Source organism: Streptomyces sp. NPDC001415 (genome assembly GCF_053597395.1).
In genome coordinates this window covers 69,172-85,568 of sequence record NZ_JBSFIE010000029.1, presented here as the reverse complement: position 1 = coordinate 85,568, position 16,397 = coordinate 69,172, and the positions used below count along the sequence as shown (strand labels likewise).

Below are 16,397 nucleotides of genomic sequence, written 5' to 3'. Positions count from 1 at the left end.
CGGCCGTCACTGATTCGGCCGCCCAGACACAGGCTCGCCGCCCAGACACAGGCTCTCAGCCCGCGCGGTGCACGACCGCGTCGCAGAGCTCTTCGAGCGCGGACTTCGCGTACCCGGAGGGCAGCGGCGCGAGCGTGGCCCGTGCCTCCTCCGCGTACCGGACGGTGTCCCTGCGCGCCTGCTCAAGGGCCGGGTGGACGCGCAGCCGGCGCAGCGCCTCCGCGTGCCGGGCGTCGTCGCTGAGGTCGCCGTCGAGCAGCGCCACGAGCTCCAGATCGTCCGGGCGGCCGTGCTGCGCCGCCTGCGCCCGCAGGTGCAGGACCGGCAGCGTGGGGATGCCCTCGCGCAGGTCGGTGCCCGGGGTCTTGCCGGACTCGTGCGAGTCGCTGGCGATGTCCAGGACGTCGTCGGCGAGCTGGAAGGCGGTGCCCAGGCGCTCGCCGTACTGCGTGAGGATGTCGACGACCGTCTCGTCCGCGCCGGACATCATCGCGCCGAACCGGCCCGAGACCGCGACGAGGGAGCCCGTCTTGCCGGACAGCACGTCGAGGTAGTGGTCGACCGGGTCGCGCCCGTCGCGGGGGCCCGCGGTCTCCAGGATCTGGCCGGTAACCAGCCGTTCGAACGCCTCGGCCTGAATGCGTACGGCCTCGGGGCCGAGGTCCGCCAGTATGTGCGAGGCGCGCGCGAAGAGAAAATCACCCGTGAGGACCGCGACGGAGTTGCCCCAGCGGGCGTTGGCGCTGTCCACGCCGCGCCGCACATCGGCCTCGTCCATCACGTCGTCGTGGTACAGCGTCGCGAGGTGCGTGAGCTCGACGACCACGGCGGAGGGCACGACGCCCGGAGCGTACGGATCCCCGAACTGCGCGGCCAGCATCACGATCAGCGGGCGGAATCGCTTGCCACCTGCGCGGATGAGGTGCTGCGCGGCCTCCGTGATGAACGGAACCTCGCTCTTGGTGGCATCGAGCAGTCCCGCCTCGACAGCCGCCAATCCGGTCTGGACATCGGCTTCAAGTGCCTGGTCCCGCACGCTCAGCCCGAACGGCCCGACGACGGTCACGAGGGGTACTCCTGTCTGCTGACGATCACACGGATTGTCGATGTGTCGCTGCCTTCACTCAAGTCAGCGTATCGGGTCGCTGTTCGATCACCGTGGGCGGCTTCCCGTCACCTCCCGCGCGCGGCCCCTTGGACCCCGGTATGTTCTTGATCAGCTCATACGATCAGGAGTAGGCCTTTTGTCCGAAACGGTGACCGACACCCCCGACGATCCGGCCGCGGAGCAGCCCCCTCCGCAGGACGACCACGCCTTTTTCGGTCAGCCTCGCGGTCTGCTCACCCTCTCCGGCCTGGAGGTCTGGGAGCGCTTCTCGTTCCTCGGGATGCAGGCGATCCTCGTCCTGTACTTCGCGGACTCCGTCGCGAACGACGGCATGGGCATGGCCGCGGGCACCGCCGCCTCCGTCTCTGCCGCGTACGGCACTCTCGTCTACCTGGTGTCGGTGGCCGGCGGCTGGCTCGCCGACCGCATCCTCGGCTCGTACCGCGCGGTCCTGTACGGCGGCGTCCTCATCGCCTGCGGCCACTACGCGATGGCCGTGCCCACCGCCGCGATGACCTGGGTCGGGCTCGGTCTGATCAGCGCCGGCACGGGCCTGCTCAAGCCCAATGTGGCCTCCATGGTCGGCAAGCTGTACCGCACCGACGACGAGCGGCGCGACGCCGGATTCGCGCTCTACTACATGGGCATCAACGTCGGCGCCTTCGCGGGCCCGCTGATCACCGGCTGGCTGGGCGACCACAAGGGCTGGCACTGGGGCTTCTCGGCGGCCGCGGTCGGCATGACGTTCGGCCTGATCCAGTACGTCCTCGGCCGGCGCCACCTGGCCGGACGCAAGCACGCCGCCGAATTCGCCCTGCCGCCCGAGGGCATGCGCCGCGCGGTCCGCCTCATGGTGCTCGGCACCGTCCTGGTCGCCGCCCTTGCCGTGCTGCTCGCGCTGGGCGGCTGGCTCACGATGAGCCGCTTCGTCGACCTGCTGACCCTGATCTCGGTGATCGCGCCGGTCGTCTACTTCGCGGTGATGTTCGCCAGCCCGCGCGTGAGCGCCGAGGAACGCGGCCGCCTGAGACCGTACGTGGTCCTGTTCCTGGCCTCGGTGGCGTTCAACTTCATCCTGTTCCAGGCGTACTCGACGATGATGCTGCTCGCCTCCACCAACGCCGAGACGACCATCCTCGGCTTCCACTTCCCGGCCGGCTGGTACGCCTCCGCGCTGGGCGCGTTCGAGGTGGCGCTCGCGCCGGTGGTGGCCGCCGTGTGGGCCCGCATGGGCCGGCGCCAGCCGCACGCCTCCAACAAGATCGCCTTCGGCGTGATCCTGGGCGGGCTCTCGTTCCTGCTGATGGTCCTGCCGACCTCCGGGAACTCCGGCGACACGTACAGGATGGCGGCCTGGTGGATCGTCGGCTCGTACCTGCTGCTCGGGCTTGGCGACATCCTGCTCGAAACCTCCGGCATGTCGGCCACCACCAAACTCGCCCCGAAGGCCTTCGCCAGCCAGACGATGTCGCTCTGGTTCCTCTCCCTCGCGCTCGCCAACGGCATCCAGGCACAGACCGTGAAGGTGTACGGAAAGGTCTCCAACCCGGCCTACTTCGGCGTGAACGGCGCCATCGCGGTGGCCGTCGGCGTCGCCGTGATCCTCGCCGCCCCCTGGCTCAAGCGCACCATGCACCCCGTCCACTGAGGTTGCCGCCATGCACATCCGCACCGAGTTCCCGTACGAGACGCAGCGCGAGGATGTCCGGATCCCGCTGCCCGACGGCACGCTGCTGTACGCGCGCGTCTGGCGCCCGGTCACCGAGGAGCCCGTCCCGGCGCTGCTCGAATACCTCCCGTACCGGCTCACCGACTGGACGGCGCCGCGCGACTGGCAGCGCCATCCCTGGTACGCGGGGCACGGCTACGCCTCGGTACGCGTCGACGTGCGCGGGCACGGCTGCTCCGAGGGCCTGCCGGGCGACGAGTACGACGCGACGGAGCTGGCCGACGGCGTCGCGGTCGTCAACTGGCTTGCCCAGCAGCCCTGGTGCACCGGCAAGGTCGGCATGTTCGGCATCTCGTGGGGCGGCTTCAACAGCCTCCAGATCGCGGCCCTCGCGCCCGAACCGCTCAAGGCGATCGTCACCGTCTGCTCGACCGACGACCGCTACGACAACGACGTGCACTACATGGGCGGCTCGGTGCTCGCCGTGGACATGCACGCCTGGGCGGCGACGATGCTCGCCTTCGTCTCACGCCCCCCGGACCCCGCGTTCGTCGGGGAAAAATGGCGAGAAATGTGGCTTGAACGCCTCGAAGCGGTGCAGCCGTTCATCCACACCTGGCTCGCCCACCAGACCCGGGACGACTACTGGAAGCACGGCAGCGTCTGCGAGGACTACACGGCGATCGACGCGGCCGTCCTCGCGGTGGGCGGCTGGCACGACCCGTACCGCGACACGGTGCTGAGACTGGTGGAACATCTGCCCGCCGACCGCGTACGAGGGCTGATCGGCCCGTGGTCGCACCAGTACCCGGACCGAGGACTCCCGCCCGGGCCCGCGATCGGCTTCCTCCAGGAGACCCTGCGCTGGTGGGACCACCACCTCAAGGGCGAGGAGACGGGCGTGATGAAGGAGCCGCTCCTACGGTCCTGGATCAGCGAGTCGCACCCGCCGGCCACGGTGTACGCGGAGCTCCCGGGCCGCTGGGTGGGCGATCCGGCCTGGCCGTCGCCCCACATCACACCCGTCTCGTACGCGCTCCGGGGCGACCCGGTGCGGGTGCGCTCGCCGCAGCACACGGGCCTGGACGCGGGCCGCTTCTTCCCCTTCGGCAACGACGCCGACCTGCCCCCGGACCAGCGCGCCGAGGACGCCCACTCGGCGGCCTTCGACTTCCCGGTACCGGCGGACTCCGGCCCGCTGGAAATCCTGGGCCGCCCGCGGGTGACCCTCCGCCTGCGCATGGACGTCCCGTTCGGCCAGGCGATCGCGCGCCTCTGCGACGTGGCGCCGGACGGCTCGTCGACGCTGGTGACGCGGGGGGTGCTGAACCTGTCCGCGCGGCACGGCCGCGACCGGGCCGACGCCTGGCCGCTGGGCGCGACGGAGGACGTCGCCTTCGATCTGAACGGCATCGGACATGCCTTCTCCCCGGGGCATCACATCCGTCTGGCGGTGTCCTCGGCGTACTGGCCATGGATCTGGCCCCAGGCCGACTCGGTGGGCTTCACCCTCGACCCGGCGGGCTCCTCCCTCCAACTCCCGCTCAGGAAGCGCACGTTGGACGACACGATCGCCTTCGCGGACCCCGAGCAGTCGGAACCGCTGGGCGTCTCCTACCCGGCCCCACTGGACGAGCCGCGCCCCGAGCGCCTGGTCGTACGCGACGTGGCGAAGGGCGAGTGGCGCCTGGAGGTGGACCCGCGGTACGGAGGCACTCGGGTGTACCCGGACGGCCTCGAATTCACGGAGGACGCGGCGGAGACGTACACGATCGACGAGTCCGATCCGCTGTCCGCGCGGACCCGCTCGGACTGGCATCTGCGGTTGCACCGGCCGGAGTTGGCGTGGGACGTGACGATCGACACGCGGTCGGAGATCGCGTGCGATGCGGCGGATTTCATCACGTCTGACGAGGTGGTGTGCCGGGAGGGGGGCGAGGTGGTGTTCCACCGGACGTGGGAGCGCCGCGTCCCACGGGTGGCGGGCTGAGCTTTCCTCCACCCCGCCCCTGGACAGGCTCAAGACGCCGGCACTGGCCAGCAACAACCCTGCCAGGGGCGCGGGGAACTGCGCGACCAGCCAGAGACGGCCCGCAGCCGAACGAACTCCCCCGCCGGGGTCCTGGGCGAAGCCCCGGCGGCGTCGCGGAGGGGCAGGGTCAGGCCGCCGCCACCGAGGCCGCCAGCCGCGGCGACGCGTACTCCGTGCCGCACACGAACCGCATCACCGGCCCGAACGACGACGCCGCCGGAAGCCCCGTGAAGTACAGCCCCGGCACCGTCGACTGGTACCCCGCATCCAGCACCGGCGCCCCACGCGAAGTGGAGAGCTGGGTGCGCAGCCCGTGCCCGAGGAAGTCGAGCGCCGCGACGTCCATGCGGTAGCCCGTCGCCGCCATGACGTGGTCCGCCGACAGCTCCCGCCCCGCCCCGCCGCTCAGGGTGAGCACGGGCCGGCTCCCCTCGACCCGGGCTCGTACGATCCGTCGCCCGTCCGTCACCGCGACCTGCCCGGTGAAGCGGTCCCGCAGCCACCACGCGCCCAGCGGGCCCAGCACGTTGCGGACCAGATAGTGGCGGGCCGGCGCGGGCAGGTGGCGGAAGTGGGTCGCGTGGTACGAGAAGGCGTGCAGCGACCACGCCTTGCCGAAGGGCGAGTTGGGGGTGAAGCGGGGCTGCTGGTCGGGGGCCGCCCCGAACCGCACGGCCCCCGCCTCGCGCGCGACGACCCGTACGCGAGCCCCCGCCTCGGCCATCAACACCGCGTTCTCCAGGGCGGATTGACCGGCCCCGACCACGAGCACCTCGCGCCCCGCGAAGCCGGACAGGTCGCGGTGCTGGGCGGCGTGCGAGACGGGGCCCGTCGCCGAGGGGCCGTCGGGGACCGCCGCGGCCAGTTCGCGCGGCAGCCGGGCCAGGCCCGAGAGCCCGGTCGCGACCACGACCGCCCGAGCCTCGAAGCTCTCGCCGGAGTCCAGCTTCAGCGCGAAGTGCCCGCCGGGCACCCGGTCCACCGAGACCACCCTGACCTGCTCAAGGTCGGGGAAGAGCTTCTCGGCGAACCACTGCCCGTACGCCGCGAAGGACTCCACCGGGATCAGGTCCCAGTCCGATTCGAGGCGCCGCGTGCCCGTGTCGGCGCAGAAGTCGAGCAGTCCGTGCCCCGGCTGCGGTGCGTCGATGCTGGAGGCGACCGGCGTCGACTTGAGGATCATGCCCGCCGGCATGTGCTCCCGCCAGCTCACCATGAGCGAGCCGAAGACGCGGACCGGTATGCCCCGGGCGCGCAGATGCGCGGCGGCGGACAGGCCGAACGGCCCCGCTCCGATGACCGCCACCGGACGTGTCGCTGTGCTCACTCGCAGTCCCCTCCCAGGAATATGACTCACCCTCCATCCAGCATCAACAACCGTGCCGGACAAGGGAGTTGAGCGCTGGATCTACTTCGTCACCGCGCGGCGGGAACTCCGCCAGAGCCGGTACAGATGCTGTGCACCGGGACGCACAAAGCGGGCCATCATCGTGAAGAAGGGTCTGAGATCGTCCCCGGCGACCCACGCGAGTTCGGTGCCGGTCGGGCGCTCGGGCGCGTGGGGCGTGGTGTAGCCGCTGCGCCGGTAGGCGAGCAGCGCCGGCGGGTCGATGTTCTCGACGACGTAGCGGCGCCCGGCCCGCTGTTCGCCCTCCGGGACCCGGCGGCCGGTGAGGTGGAGGTGCTGGGCGCGAATGACGTCGACGCCCGCCTCGTTCTCGAACAGCCGGAACTGGGCGCCCATGCGCGGGTTGAAGTCCAGAAGCTTGTAGCGGCCGTCGCGGCGGTCGAAGCGCAGGTCGAGATCGACGATGCCGGTGAAGCCGATCCGTTTGACGAACTGCTCGGCCAGCGCGGCCAGTTCGGGGTTGTCGACGACGTACGCGTTCGACGTCATCCCCGCGTGCGGGGGCCAGGACCGCACCTTCACGCCGGTGAACAGCGCGAGCGGGGCCGAGTTCTCGTCGAAGTACGCGTGCACGATCCAGTCCTCGGCCTGCTCGCGCGGCAGGTACTCCTGGAGGATCACCCCGGGCTGATCGCCCCAGCCGCGGGCCAGCGCGAGCAGGTGCGCGCGGTCCTCGATCCGGGTCGTGCCCGGCACGGCCGGGCTGCGCCGCCGCACGAAGGCCTCCCGGTTCTTGGCCACCACCGGAAAGCGGGCGTGCCGCGCGAAGTCCTCGACGTCGGCGTACGTTTCGGGAAAGGCGGCCGCCGGCGACGGCACCCCGTGCTCCACGCACAGTTCGTGCAGCCCCTGTTTGCTGGCGAGCCGCCGGGGTAATTCCGGCGCCACCGGCGGGAACAGAAAGAGCTCGGCGAGTTCCTTCTGGTGCTCGGCGATCAGCACCGCGGCCTCTTCGTCGGTGGGGATCAGCACGGTGGGGCGGCCGATCCGGCGGCCGATCCCGAGCAGCCCGTCCACCAGCGCGTCCGGCTCCTCGGCGCCGGTCGTCGGCCAGGCGAACGCGTGCTTGAGGTAACGGGAGTGGGCCGCGGGAGTCCAGCGGTCCTCGGTGATCGCGTACATCGGCACGCCGAGTCTGCCGAGACTGCGGATGGCGCCGACTCCTCCGTGATGCAACGGATAGTTCCCGAACTTCACGATCAGTCCCGGTACGTCCCGGTCCGCCCTGAACAGCACGCTACTGCCCGCCACCAGTCCCCCCTCGGGACAGAGAACGCCCACAGCCCCGCGGGACGCGCGGCCCCCTCGCCTGGCGTGCCCCGGACAGAGACGCTAAGGGGGAATGACCGCTTCCGGAGGCGGAATTTCCGGACATTGCTAACTCTTTAGGCACTGCCGCCCCGCGCACCGCCGACGTAACGTGTGACCCACACCCGTGGAAAGCGAGGCAGGCACCGATGTCCGAGCAGAGCCCGCTCGAACTGGCCGAGGGCGACCCCTTCGGCCCGCACAATCTCCCGTACGGCGTCTTCACCACGCCGGACCGTCCGACCGACCGGAGGGTCGGCGTCCGCATCGGCGACCACGTCCTGGACGCGGGGGCGGCGGCGCACGCGCTGGGCTCCCCGTACGCGGCGCTCCTCGCCAAGCCGAGCCTCAACCCGCTGCTCGCGGCGGGGCGCACGGCCTGGCGCGATGTGCGCCGGGCGCTCACCGCCTGGGTGACCGTGCCCGCCCACCGCCCGGTCGTGGAGCCCCTCCTTCACCCGCTCTCCGACGTCGAGCTGCATCTGCCGTACGAGGTCGCCGACTACGTCGACTTCTACGCGAGCGAGCACCACGCGACGAACGTGGGCCAGATCTTCCGCCCCGACGGCGCGGCCCTGACCCCCAACTGGAAGCATCTGCCGATCGGTTACCACGGCCGCTCCGGCACGATCGTGGTCTCCGGCACGGAGGTGACCCGCCCCCAGGGCCAGCGCAAGGCCCCGTCGGACCCGGCCCCGGTCTTCGGCCCCTCGACCAAGCTGGACATCGAGGCGGAGGTCGGCTTCGTGGTCGGCACCCCGTCGCGGCTGGGCGAGCGGGTGGAACTGGGCGCGTTCGACGACCACGTCTTCGGCCTGTTCCTCCTGAACGACTGGTCGGCGCGGGACATCCAGGCCTGGGAGTACGTGCCGCTCGGCCCGTTCCTCGGCAAGTCCTTCGCGACGTCGGTGTCGGCGTGGGTGACCCCGCTGGAAGCCCTGACGGCAGCCCGCGTCGCCCCGCCCGCCCGCGACTTCCCCCTCCTCCCCTACCTGGACGACTCGGCCGAGGAGGTCCCCGGCGGGTTCAACCTCCGGATCACGGTGTCGATCAACGGCACCGTCGTCGCCGAGCCGCCGTTCGGCTCGATGTACTGGACGGCCGCGCAGCAGCTGGCCCACATGACGGTGAACGGCGCGTCGCTGCGGACGGGGGACGTGTACGGCTCCGGGACGGTCAGCGGCCCCGAGCGCGGGCAGCGCGGATCCCTCCTCGAACTCACCTGGAACGGCACCGAGCCGCTGGAACTGCCTTCCGGCAAGCGGACGTTCCTGGAGGACGGCGACGAGGTCACCCTGACGGCCTGGGCGCCCGGGCCGCACGGGGTGCGGGTGGGCCTCGGCGAGGTACGCGGCCGGATCACTCCGTCGGCGTGAGCGCTCCCCGCCCCGCCCTTTCCCGCCGAGTGCCGCAGGGGGAAGGGGCGGGGCGGGGCTAGGTCAGGGTTTCGAGGACGCCCAGCACGCCCTCGCCCCATGTCGCGAGCTTCTTCTCACCCACCCCGCCGATCGTGCCCAGCTCCTCCATCGATCCGGGCCGGACCGTCGCGATCTCCCGCAGGGTCGCATCGTGGAAGATGACGTACGCCGGAACGCCCGCCTCCTTCGCCTGGGCCCCACGCCACGCCCGCAGCGCCTCGAAGACCGGAAGCGCCTCCGGCGGCAGGTCCACCGCTGCGGCGGGCTTCTTCGAAGAGCTCCGCGGCGCCCGCACCGGCTTCTCCGGCTCCGTCCGCATCCGGACCTCGCGCCGGCCGCCGAGCACCTCCGCGCTCACCTCGGTCAGGACCAGCGTCCCGTACTCCCCCTCGACCGCGAGCAGCCCCTGGGCGAGCAACTGCCGCACCACGCCCCGCCATTGGGGCTCGGACAGCTCTTCCCCGATGCCGAAGACGGACAGCGCGTCATGGTCGAACTGGATGATCTTCGCGGTCCTGCGGCCGAGCAGAATGTCGATGATCTGGCCCGCGCCGAACTTCTGACCCCGCTCCCGCTGAAGGCGCACGACGGTGGAGAGCACCTTCTGCGCGGCCACCGTGCCGTCCCACGTCTGCGGCGGGGTCAGGCAGGTGTCGCAGTTCCCGCAGTTCTCGGACGAGGCTTCCTGGCCGAAGTAGCCGAGGAGTTGGGCCCGCCGACACGAGGCGGTCTCGCAGAGCGCCAGCATCGCGTCGAGGTGGGCGGCCGCCCGGCGCCGGAACGCCTCGTCACCCTCACCGCCCTGGATCAACTTCCGCTGCTGGACGACGTCTTGGAGCCCGTACGCCATCCAGGCGGTCGAGGCCAGCCCGTCGCGCCCGGCGCGGCCGGTCTCCTGGTAGTAGCCCTCGACCGACTTGGGCAGGTCGAGGTGGGCGACGAAGCGCACGTCCGGCTTGTCGATGCCCATGCCGAAGGCGATGGTCGCCACCACGACCAGGCCGTCCTCCCTCAGGAAGCGCGACTGGTTGAGCGCGCGCGTCCCGGAGTCGAGACCCGCGTGGTACGGGACGGCCTGCACCCCGTTGTCGCTCAGGTACTGCGCGGTCTTCTCCACGGAGGCACGCGAGAGGCAGTAGACGATGCCCGCGTCGCCGTCGTGCTCCTCCTTGAGGAAGGTGAGGAGCTGCTTCTTCGGCTCGCTCTTGGGCACGATGCGGTACTGGATGTTCGGCCGGTCGAAGCTCGCCACGAAGTGCCGGGCGTCCGGCATGCCGAGGCGCTGGGTGATCTCACGGTGGGTGGCGTCCGTGGCGGTCGCGGTGAGCGCGATGCGCGGCACGTCCGGCCAGCGCTCGCCCAGCAGGGACAGGGCGAGGTAGTCGGGGCGGAAGTCGTGGCCCCACTGGGCGACGCAGTGCGCCTCGTCGATCGCGAAGACGGAGATCTTGGCGCGGGAGAGCAGGTCGAGGGTGGCCTCCACGCGGAGCCGCTCGGGCGCCAGGTACAGCAGGTCGAGCTCGCCGGCGAGCAGCTCGGCCTCGACGGTGCGGCGCTCGTCGAAGTCCTGCGTGGAATTGATGAACCCGGCGCGCACGCCGAGCGCGCGCAGCGCGTCCACCTGGTCCTGCATCAGGGCGATGAGGGGGGAGATCACGACGCCCGTACCGGGCCTGACCAGGGCGGGGATCTGGTAGCAGAGCGACTTTCCGCCGCCGGTGGGCATGAGCACGACGGCGTCGCCGCCCGCCACGACGTGCTCGATCACCTCGCCCTGGGCTCCGCGGAAGGCCTCGTATCCGAAGACCCGGTGCAGTGTCTGCAGGGCTTCGGTCTCCGCGGTCACCGTCTGTGTCCCGCCCGTTCCGCTCATCGGTCTGTCCCCCGCGTTGGTCCGTCTGCTGCCTCACCGTTCACCCTCGCAACGATAGGCGCCCCGGCCGACACCCCCGTGAGTTATCCACAGCCCCGCCCGGATTCCGCGAGCCGCGCCGCGAGGCCCTCCGGGGGTGGGAAGGGGGGCCGGGGCTTCGCCCCGGCCCCCGGCGGGGGAATTCGTTCGACTGCGAGCCGTCTCTGGCTGGTCGCGCAGTTCCCCGCGCCCCTGGCAGGGTTGTGCTGGCCAGTACCGGCGGCGAACGGGGTCTGGGGCAGAGCCCCAGGAAACGGTCTCAGCTAGCCCCATCCCCCGGACGGTCTCGGGAAGGGGCGGGGTGGGGAAGCAAAAGGGCCCCGCCGCCACCCACCCGCGCCGAGGCCCCGCCCACCCCCACCTCCTACCGCACAAACACCCCCGCACTGTGCGCAAGGTCAAGGAAGTACTGCGGCGCCACACCCAGCACCAGCGTCACAGCCACCCCTACCGCAATCGCCGTCATCGTCAGCGGCGACGGCACCGCCACCGTCGGCCCATCCGCCTTCGGCTCGCTGAAGAACATCAGCACGATCACCCGGATGTAGAAGAACGCGGCGACCGCCGAGGACACCACACCGACCACGACCAGCGCCCCGGCACCCCCCTCCGCCGCCGCCTTGAACACGGCGAACTTTCCGGAGAAGCCGGAGGTCAGCGGGATGCCCGCGAAGGCGAGCAGGAAGACCGCGAAGACCGCGGCGACCAGCGGCGAGCGCCGGCCGAGCCCCGCCCACTTGGACAGGTGCGTCGCCTCGCCGCCCGCGTCCCGCACCAGCGTGACCACCGCGAACGCGCCGATCGTCACGAAGGAGTACGCCCCGAGGTAGAAGAGGACCGACGAGATGCCGTCCGCGTTGGTCGCGATGACACCGGCCAGGATGAACCCGGCGTGGGCGATCGAGGAGTACGCGAGCAGCCGCTTGATGTCGGTCTGGGTGATCGCGACGACCGCGCCGCCCAGCATCGTGATGATCGCGACGCCCCACATCACCGGCCGCCAGTCCCAGCTCATGCCGGGCAGCACCACGTACAGGAGGCGGAGCAGGGCGCCGAAGGCCGCGACCTTCGTGGCCGCCGCCATGAAGCCGGTGACCGGCGTCGGCGCGCCCTGGTAGACGTCCGGCGTCCACATGTGGAAGGGCACCGCCCCGACCTTGAACAGCAGGCCCATCAGGAGCATCGCGCCGCCGATGAGCAGCAGCGCGTCGTTGCCCATGGTGCCGGCGAGCGCCGGGTCCACGTTCTGCACCGAGCCGCTGACGACGTCGGCGATCGTGGCGTACGAGACGGAGCCCGCGTAGCCGTACAGGAGCGCGATGCCGAAGAGCAGGAAGGCCGAGGAGAACGCGCCGAGCAGGAAGTACTTGACCGCCGCTTCCTGCGACATGAGCCGCTTGCGGCGGGCAAGCGCGCACAGCAGGTAGAGCGGGAGGGAGAAGACCTCAAGGGCCACGAACAGGGTCAGCAGGTCGTTCGCCGCCGGGAAGACCAGCATGCCGGAGACCGCGAACAGGGCCAGCGGGAAGACCTCGGTCGTGGTGAACCCGGCCTTGACCGCGGCCTTTTCGCTGTCGCTGCCCGGCACGGAGGCCGCCTGCGCGGCGAAGGAGTCGACCTTGTTGCCGTGCGCCACCGGGTCCAGGCGCCGCTCGGCGAAGGTGAAGACCGCAACGATCGAGGCCAGGAGAATGGTGCCTTGCAGGAAGAGCGCCGGGCCGTCCACCGCGATCGCGCCCATGGCCGCGATGTGGGCCTTGGTCGTGCCGTAGCCGCCGGCCGCGAGGCCGACCACCGCGGCGAACGCGGCGGCGAGCGCGACCACCGACAGGAACACCTGCACGTAGTAGCGGCTGCGGCGTGGGACGAAGGCCTCCACGAGGATGCCGAGGACCGCCGCGCCCACCACGATCAGCGTGGGTGCGAGCTGGGCGTACTCGATGTGCGGCGCGGGGATCTTGTCCAGCTTTCCCTCGGCCGCCGTGGTCCACAGGCTGTGGACAGCTGATGAGCTCACTTGGCCGCCTCCACCACCGGGTTGGGGTCCTTCTTCTGTACGTCCGACATGGTCTGGCGGACCGCCGGGTTGACGATGTCCGTCAGCGGCTTCGGGTAGACGCCGAGGAAGATCAGCAGCGCGATCAGCGGGGCCACCACGAGCAGTTCACGGACCTTGAGGTCCGGCATGCCCTGGACCTCGGCCTTGACCGGGCCGGTCATCGTCCGCTGGTAGAGGACGAGGACGTAGAGCGCGGCAAGGACGATGCCGAGGGTCGCGACCACTCCGGCGACCGGGTAGCGGCTGAACGTGCCCACCAGGACCAGGAATTCACTCACGAAGGGAGCGAGACCCGGCAGGGAGAGCGTGGCCAGACCGCCGATCAGGAACGTGCCGGCGAGCACCGGGGCGACCTTCTGCACGCCGCCGTAGTCCGAGATGAGCCGGGAGCCGCGGCGCGAGATCAGGAAGCCGGCCACCAGCATCAGCGCGGCCGTCGAGATCCCGTGGTTGATCATGTAGAGCGTGGCGCCGGACTGGCCCTGGCTGGTCATCGCGAAGATGCCCATGATGATGAAGCCGAAGTGCGAGATCGACGCGTACGCCACCAGGCGCTTGATGTCGCGCTGGCCGACCGCGAGCAGCGCCCCGTAGATGATGCTGATCACGGCGAGCACCACGATCACCGGCGTCGCCCACTTGCTGGCCTCCGGGAAGAGCTGGAGGCAGAAGCGCAGCATCGCGAACGTGCCGACCTTGTCGACGACCGCGGTGATCAGCACGGCGACCGGGGCGGTCGCCTCGCCCATCGCGTTGGGCAGCCAGGTGTGCAGCGGCCACAGCGGGGCCTTCACCGCGAAGGCGAAGAAGAAGCCGAGGAACAGCAGGCGCTCGGTGTTGGTCGCCATGTCGAGCGAGCCGCTCGCGCGGGCCTCGGCGATCTCGCTGAGCGAGAACGAGCCCGCCACCACGTACAGGCCGATGACGGCGGCCAGCATGATCAGGCCGCCGACCAGGTTGTAGAGCAGGAACTTGACGGCCGCGTACGAGCGTTGGGTCGCCGCCGCCTCGTCGCCCTGCGCGTGCGCCCGGTCGCCGAAGCCTCCGATGAGGAAGTACATCGGGATGAGCATGGCTTCGAACAGGATGTAGAAGAGGAAGACGTCGGTGGCCTCGAAGGAGAGCACCACCATCGCCTCGACGGCGAGGATCAGGGCGAAGAAGCCCTGGGTGGGCCGCCAGCGGCTGCTGTTCGTCTCCAGGGGGTCGGCGTCGTGCCAGCCCGCCGCGATGATGAACGGGATGAGCAGCGCGGTGAGCCCGATGAGGGCGACCCCGATGCCGTCGACGCCCAGTTCGTAGCGGACTCCGAAGTCCTTGATCCAGGAGTGGGACTCGGTCAACTGGTAGCGGGCGCCGCCCGGTTCGAACCGTACGAGCTGGATCGCGGCCAGCGCCAGGGTGCCGACAGAGACCAGCAGGGCCAGCCACTTGGCGGCGGTCCGCCGGGCCGCCGGGACGGCCGCGGTGGCGACCGCACCGAGCGCCGGGAGGGCCGCCGTCGCGGTGAGGAGGGGGAAGGACATTGCGTTACACCGCCCTCATCAGCAGAGTCGCGGCGATGATCACCACAGCACCTCCGAACATCGAGACCGCGTAGCTGCGGGCGAAGCCGTTCTGCAGCTTGCGCAGCCGGCCGGAGAGCCCGCCGACCGAGGCGGCGGTTCCATTGACGACTCCGTCGACCAGGCTGTGGTCGAGGTAGACGAGCGAGCGGGTGAGGTGTTCGCCGCCGCGGACCAGGACCACATGGTTGAAGTCGTCCTGGAGCAGGTCGCGGCGGGCGGCCCGGGTGAGCAGCGAGCCGCGCGGGGCGACGACCGGAACGGGTCCCCGGCCGTACTGGGCGATGGCGAGGCCCACGCCGATCAGCAGGCAGACGATGGTGGCGGCGGTGACCGTCCACTCCCCCACCGGGGAGTCGCCGTGGCTGAAGGACGTGATCGGCTCCAGCCACTTCACGAACCGGTCGCCGATGCCGAAGATGCCGCCCGCGAAGACCGAGCCGAAGGCGAGCACGATCATGGGGATCGTCATGGACTTCGGGGACTCGTGCGGGTGCGGCGCGTCGTGGGCGCCGTGCGTCTCGGCGGCGGGCTCCACGCTCGGCTGGTCCGGCGGGGGGGTCTTCGCGTGCTTCCAGCGCTCCTCGCCGAAGAAGGTCAGGATCATCACGCGCGTCATGTAGTACGCGGTGATCGCGGCGCCGAGCAGGGTGACCGCGCCGAGGATCCAGCCCTCGGTGCCGCCCTTGGCGAACGCCGCCTCGATGATCTTGTCCTTGGAGAAGAAGCCGGACAGGCCCGGGAAGCCGATGATGGCGAGGTAGCCGAGGCCGAAGGTGACGAAGGTGACCGGCATGTACTTGCGCAGGCCGCCGTACTTGCGCATGTCGACCTCGTCGTTCATGCCGTGCATGACCGAGCCGGCACCGAGGAAGAGCCCGGCCTTGAAGAAGCCGTGCGTGACCAGGTGCATGATCGCGAAGGCGTAGCCGATCGGGCCGAGGCCGGTGGCCAGGATCATGTAGCCGATCTGCGACATCGTCGAGCCGGCCAGGGCCTTCTTGATGTCGTCCTTGGCGCAACCGACGATCGCACCGAACAGGAGCGTGACCGCGCCCACGACCACGACCGCCGTCTGCACGTCGGGCACCGCGTTGAAGACCGCGCCGGAGCGGGTGATCAGGTAGACGCCCGCGGTCACCATGGTCGCCGCGTGGATCAGGGCCGAGACCGGGGTCGGGCCCTCCATCGCGTCGCCGAGCCAGGACTGCAGCGGCACCTGCGCCGACTTGCCGCAGGCGGCGAGCAGCAGCATCAGGCCGATGGCGGTGTTGCGCCCCGAGCTCGCGCCGTCCGCGCCGCCGAGGACGGCGGGGAAGGCGAACGAGCCGAACGTCGTGAACATCACCATGATGGCGATGGACAGGCCCATGTCGCCGACCCGGTTGACCAGGAAGGCCTTCTTGGCGGCGGTCGCCGCGCTGGGCTTGTGCTGCCAGAAGCCGATGAGCAGGTAGGACGCGAGGCCCACGCCCTCCCAACCGACGTACAGCAGAAGGTAGTTGTCGGCGAGGACCAGGAGCAGCATCGCCGCGAGGAACAGGTTGAGGTAGCCGAAGAAGCGGCGGCGGTTCTCGTCGTGCTCCATGTAGCCGATCGAGTAGATGTGGATCAGCGTGCCCACACCGGTGATCAGCAGGACGAAGGTCATCGAGAGCTGGTCGAGGTGGAAGCCGACGTCGGCCTGGAAGCCCTCGACCGGAACCCAGCTGAACAGGTGCTTGGTCACCGTGCGGTGGCCGGCCGAGCGGTCCAGCATGTCGACGAAGAGCACCGCGCCGAGGACGAAGGACGCGCCGGCGAGCAGCGTGCCCAGCCAGTGGCCGATCCCGTCCAGTCTCCGGCCGCCGCACAGCAGTACGGCCGCTCCGAGCAGAGGCGCCGCGATGAGCAGCGCAATGAGGTTGTCCACGATTCA

10 protein-coding genes are annotated in these 16,397 nt (G+C 70.7%); 3 read left to right on the top strand and 7 right to left on the bottom strand.

Annotated elements, in window-relative coordinates; translation table 11 throughout:
- Positions 1-55: 55 nt before the first annotated feature.
- Complete coding sequence (locus ACWC2B_RS29580) at positions 56-1,066, bottom strand: polyprenyl synthetase family protein (RefSeq protein ID WP_450721875.1); 1,011 nt, start codon at positions 1,064-1,066, stop codon at positions 56-58.
- Between the two features lie 178 nt (positions 1,067-1,244).
- On the opposite strand from ACWC2B_RS29580, the gene ACWC2B_RS29575 reads away from it, so the two are divergent.
- Both ACWC2B_RS29575 and ACWC2B_RS29570 read left to right on the top strand, forming a co-directional pair.
- Complete coding sequence (locus ACWC2B_RS29575) at positions 1,245-2,756, top strand: peptide MFS transporter (RefSeq protein WP_450721873.1); 1,512 nt, start codon at positions 1,245-1,247, stop codon at positions 2,754-2,756.
- Between the two features lie 10 nt (positions 2,757-2,766).
- Entirely contained in the window at positions 2,767-4,767 is a 2,001-nt protein-coding gene (locus ACWC2B_RS29570; RefSeq protein ID WP_450721871.1) for a CocE/NonD family hydrolase, read from the top strand.
- A gap of 169 nt (positions 4,768-4,936) precedes the next feature.
- Here ACWC2B_RS29570 and ACWC2B_RS29565 read toward each other — a convergent pair whose 3' ends face one another.
- Entirely contained in the window at positions 4,937-6,136 is a 1,200-nt protein-coding gene (locus ACWC2B_RS29565) for an FAD-dependent oxidoreductase (RefSeq protein ID WP_450721869.1), read from the bottom strand.
- Positions 6,137-6,217: 81 nt separating this feature from the next.
- Positions 6,218-7,453: a carboxylate--amine ligase gene (locus ACWC2B_RS29560; protein ID WP_450721909.1), complete on the bottom strand. Its 1,236-nt coding sequence runs from the start codon at positions 7,451-7,453 to the stop codon at positions 6,218-6,220.
- Between the two features lie 221 nt (positions 7,454-7,674).
- Between ACWC2B_RS29560 and fahA the strand changes: the two genes are divergently transcribed.
- Positions 7,675-8,901, top strand: coding sequence for a fumarylacetoacetase (gene fahA, locus ACWC2B_RS29555; RefSeq protein WP_450721867.1), 1,227 nt, complete (start codon positions 7,675-7,677; stop codon positions 8,899-8,901).
- A gap of 58 nt (positions 8,902-8,959) precedes the next feature.
- Here the strand turns inward: fahA and recQ are convergent, their stop codons facing one another.
- From recQ to nuoL, 4 genes are all read right to left on the bottom strand, one after another.
- On the bottom strand, positions 8,960-10,816 hold the full coding sequence (gene recQ, locus ACWC2B_RS29550) for a DNA helicase RecQ (protein WP_450721865.1): 1,857 nt from the start codon (positions 10,814-10,816) through the stop codon (positions 8,960-8,962).
- A gap of 403 nt (positions 10,817-11,219) precedes the next feature.
- Entirely contained in the window at positions 11,220-12,872 is a 1,653-nt protein-coding gene (gene nuoN, locus ACWC2B_RS29545) for an NADH-quinone oxidoreductase subunit NuoN (protein ID WP_450721863.1), read from the bottom strand.
- On the bottom strand, positions 12,869-14,440 hold the full coding sequence (locus tag ACWC2B_RS29540) for an NADH-quinone oxidoreductase subunit M (RefSeq protein ID WP_450721861.1): 1,572 nt from the start codon (positions 14,438-14,440) through the stop codon (positions 12,869-12,871). Before ACWC2B_RS29540 ends, nuoN begins: the two co-directional genes overlap by 4 nt.
- A 4-nt stretch (positions 14,441-14,444) precedes the next feature.
- Complete coding sequence (gene nuoL, locus ACWC2B_RS29535) at positions 14,445-16,391, bottom strand: NADH-quinone oxidoreductase subunit L (protein WP_450721859.1); 1,947 nt, start codon at positions 16,389-16,391, stop codon at positions 14,445-14,447.
- Between the last annotated feature and the right edge of the window lie 6 nt (positions 16,392-16,397).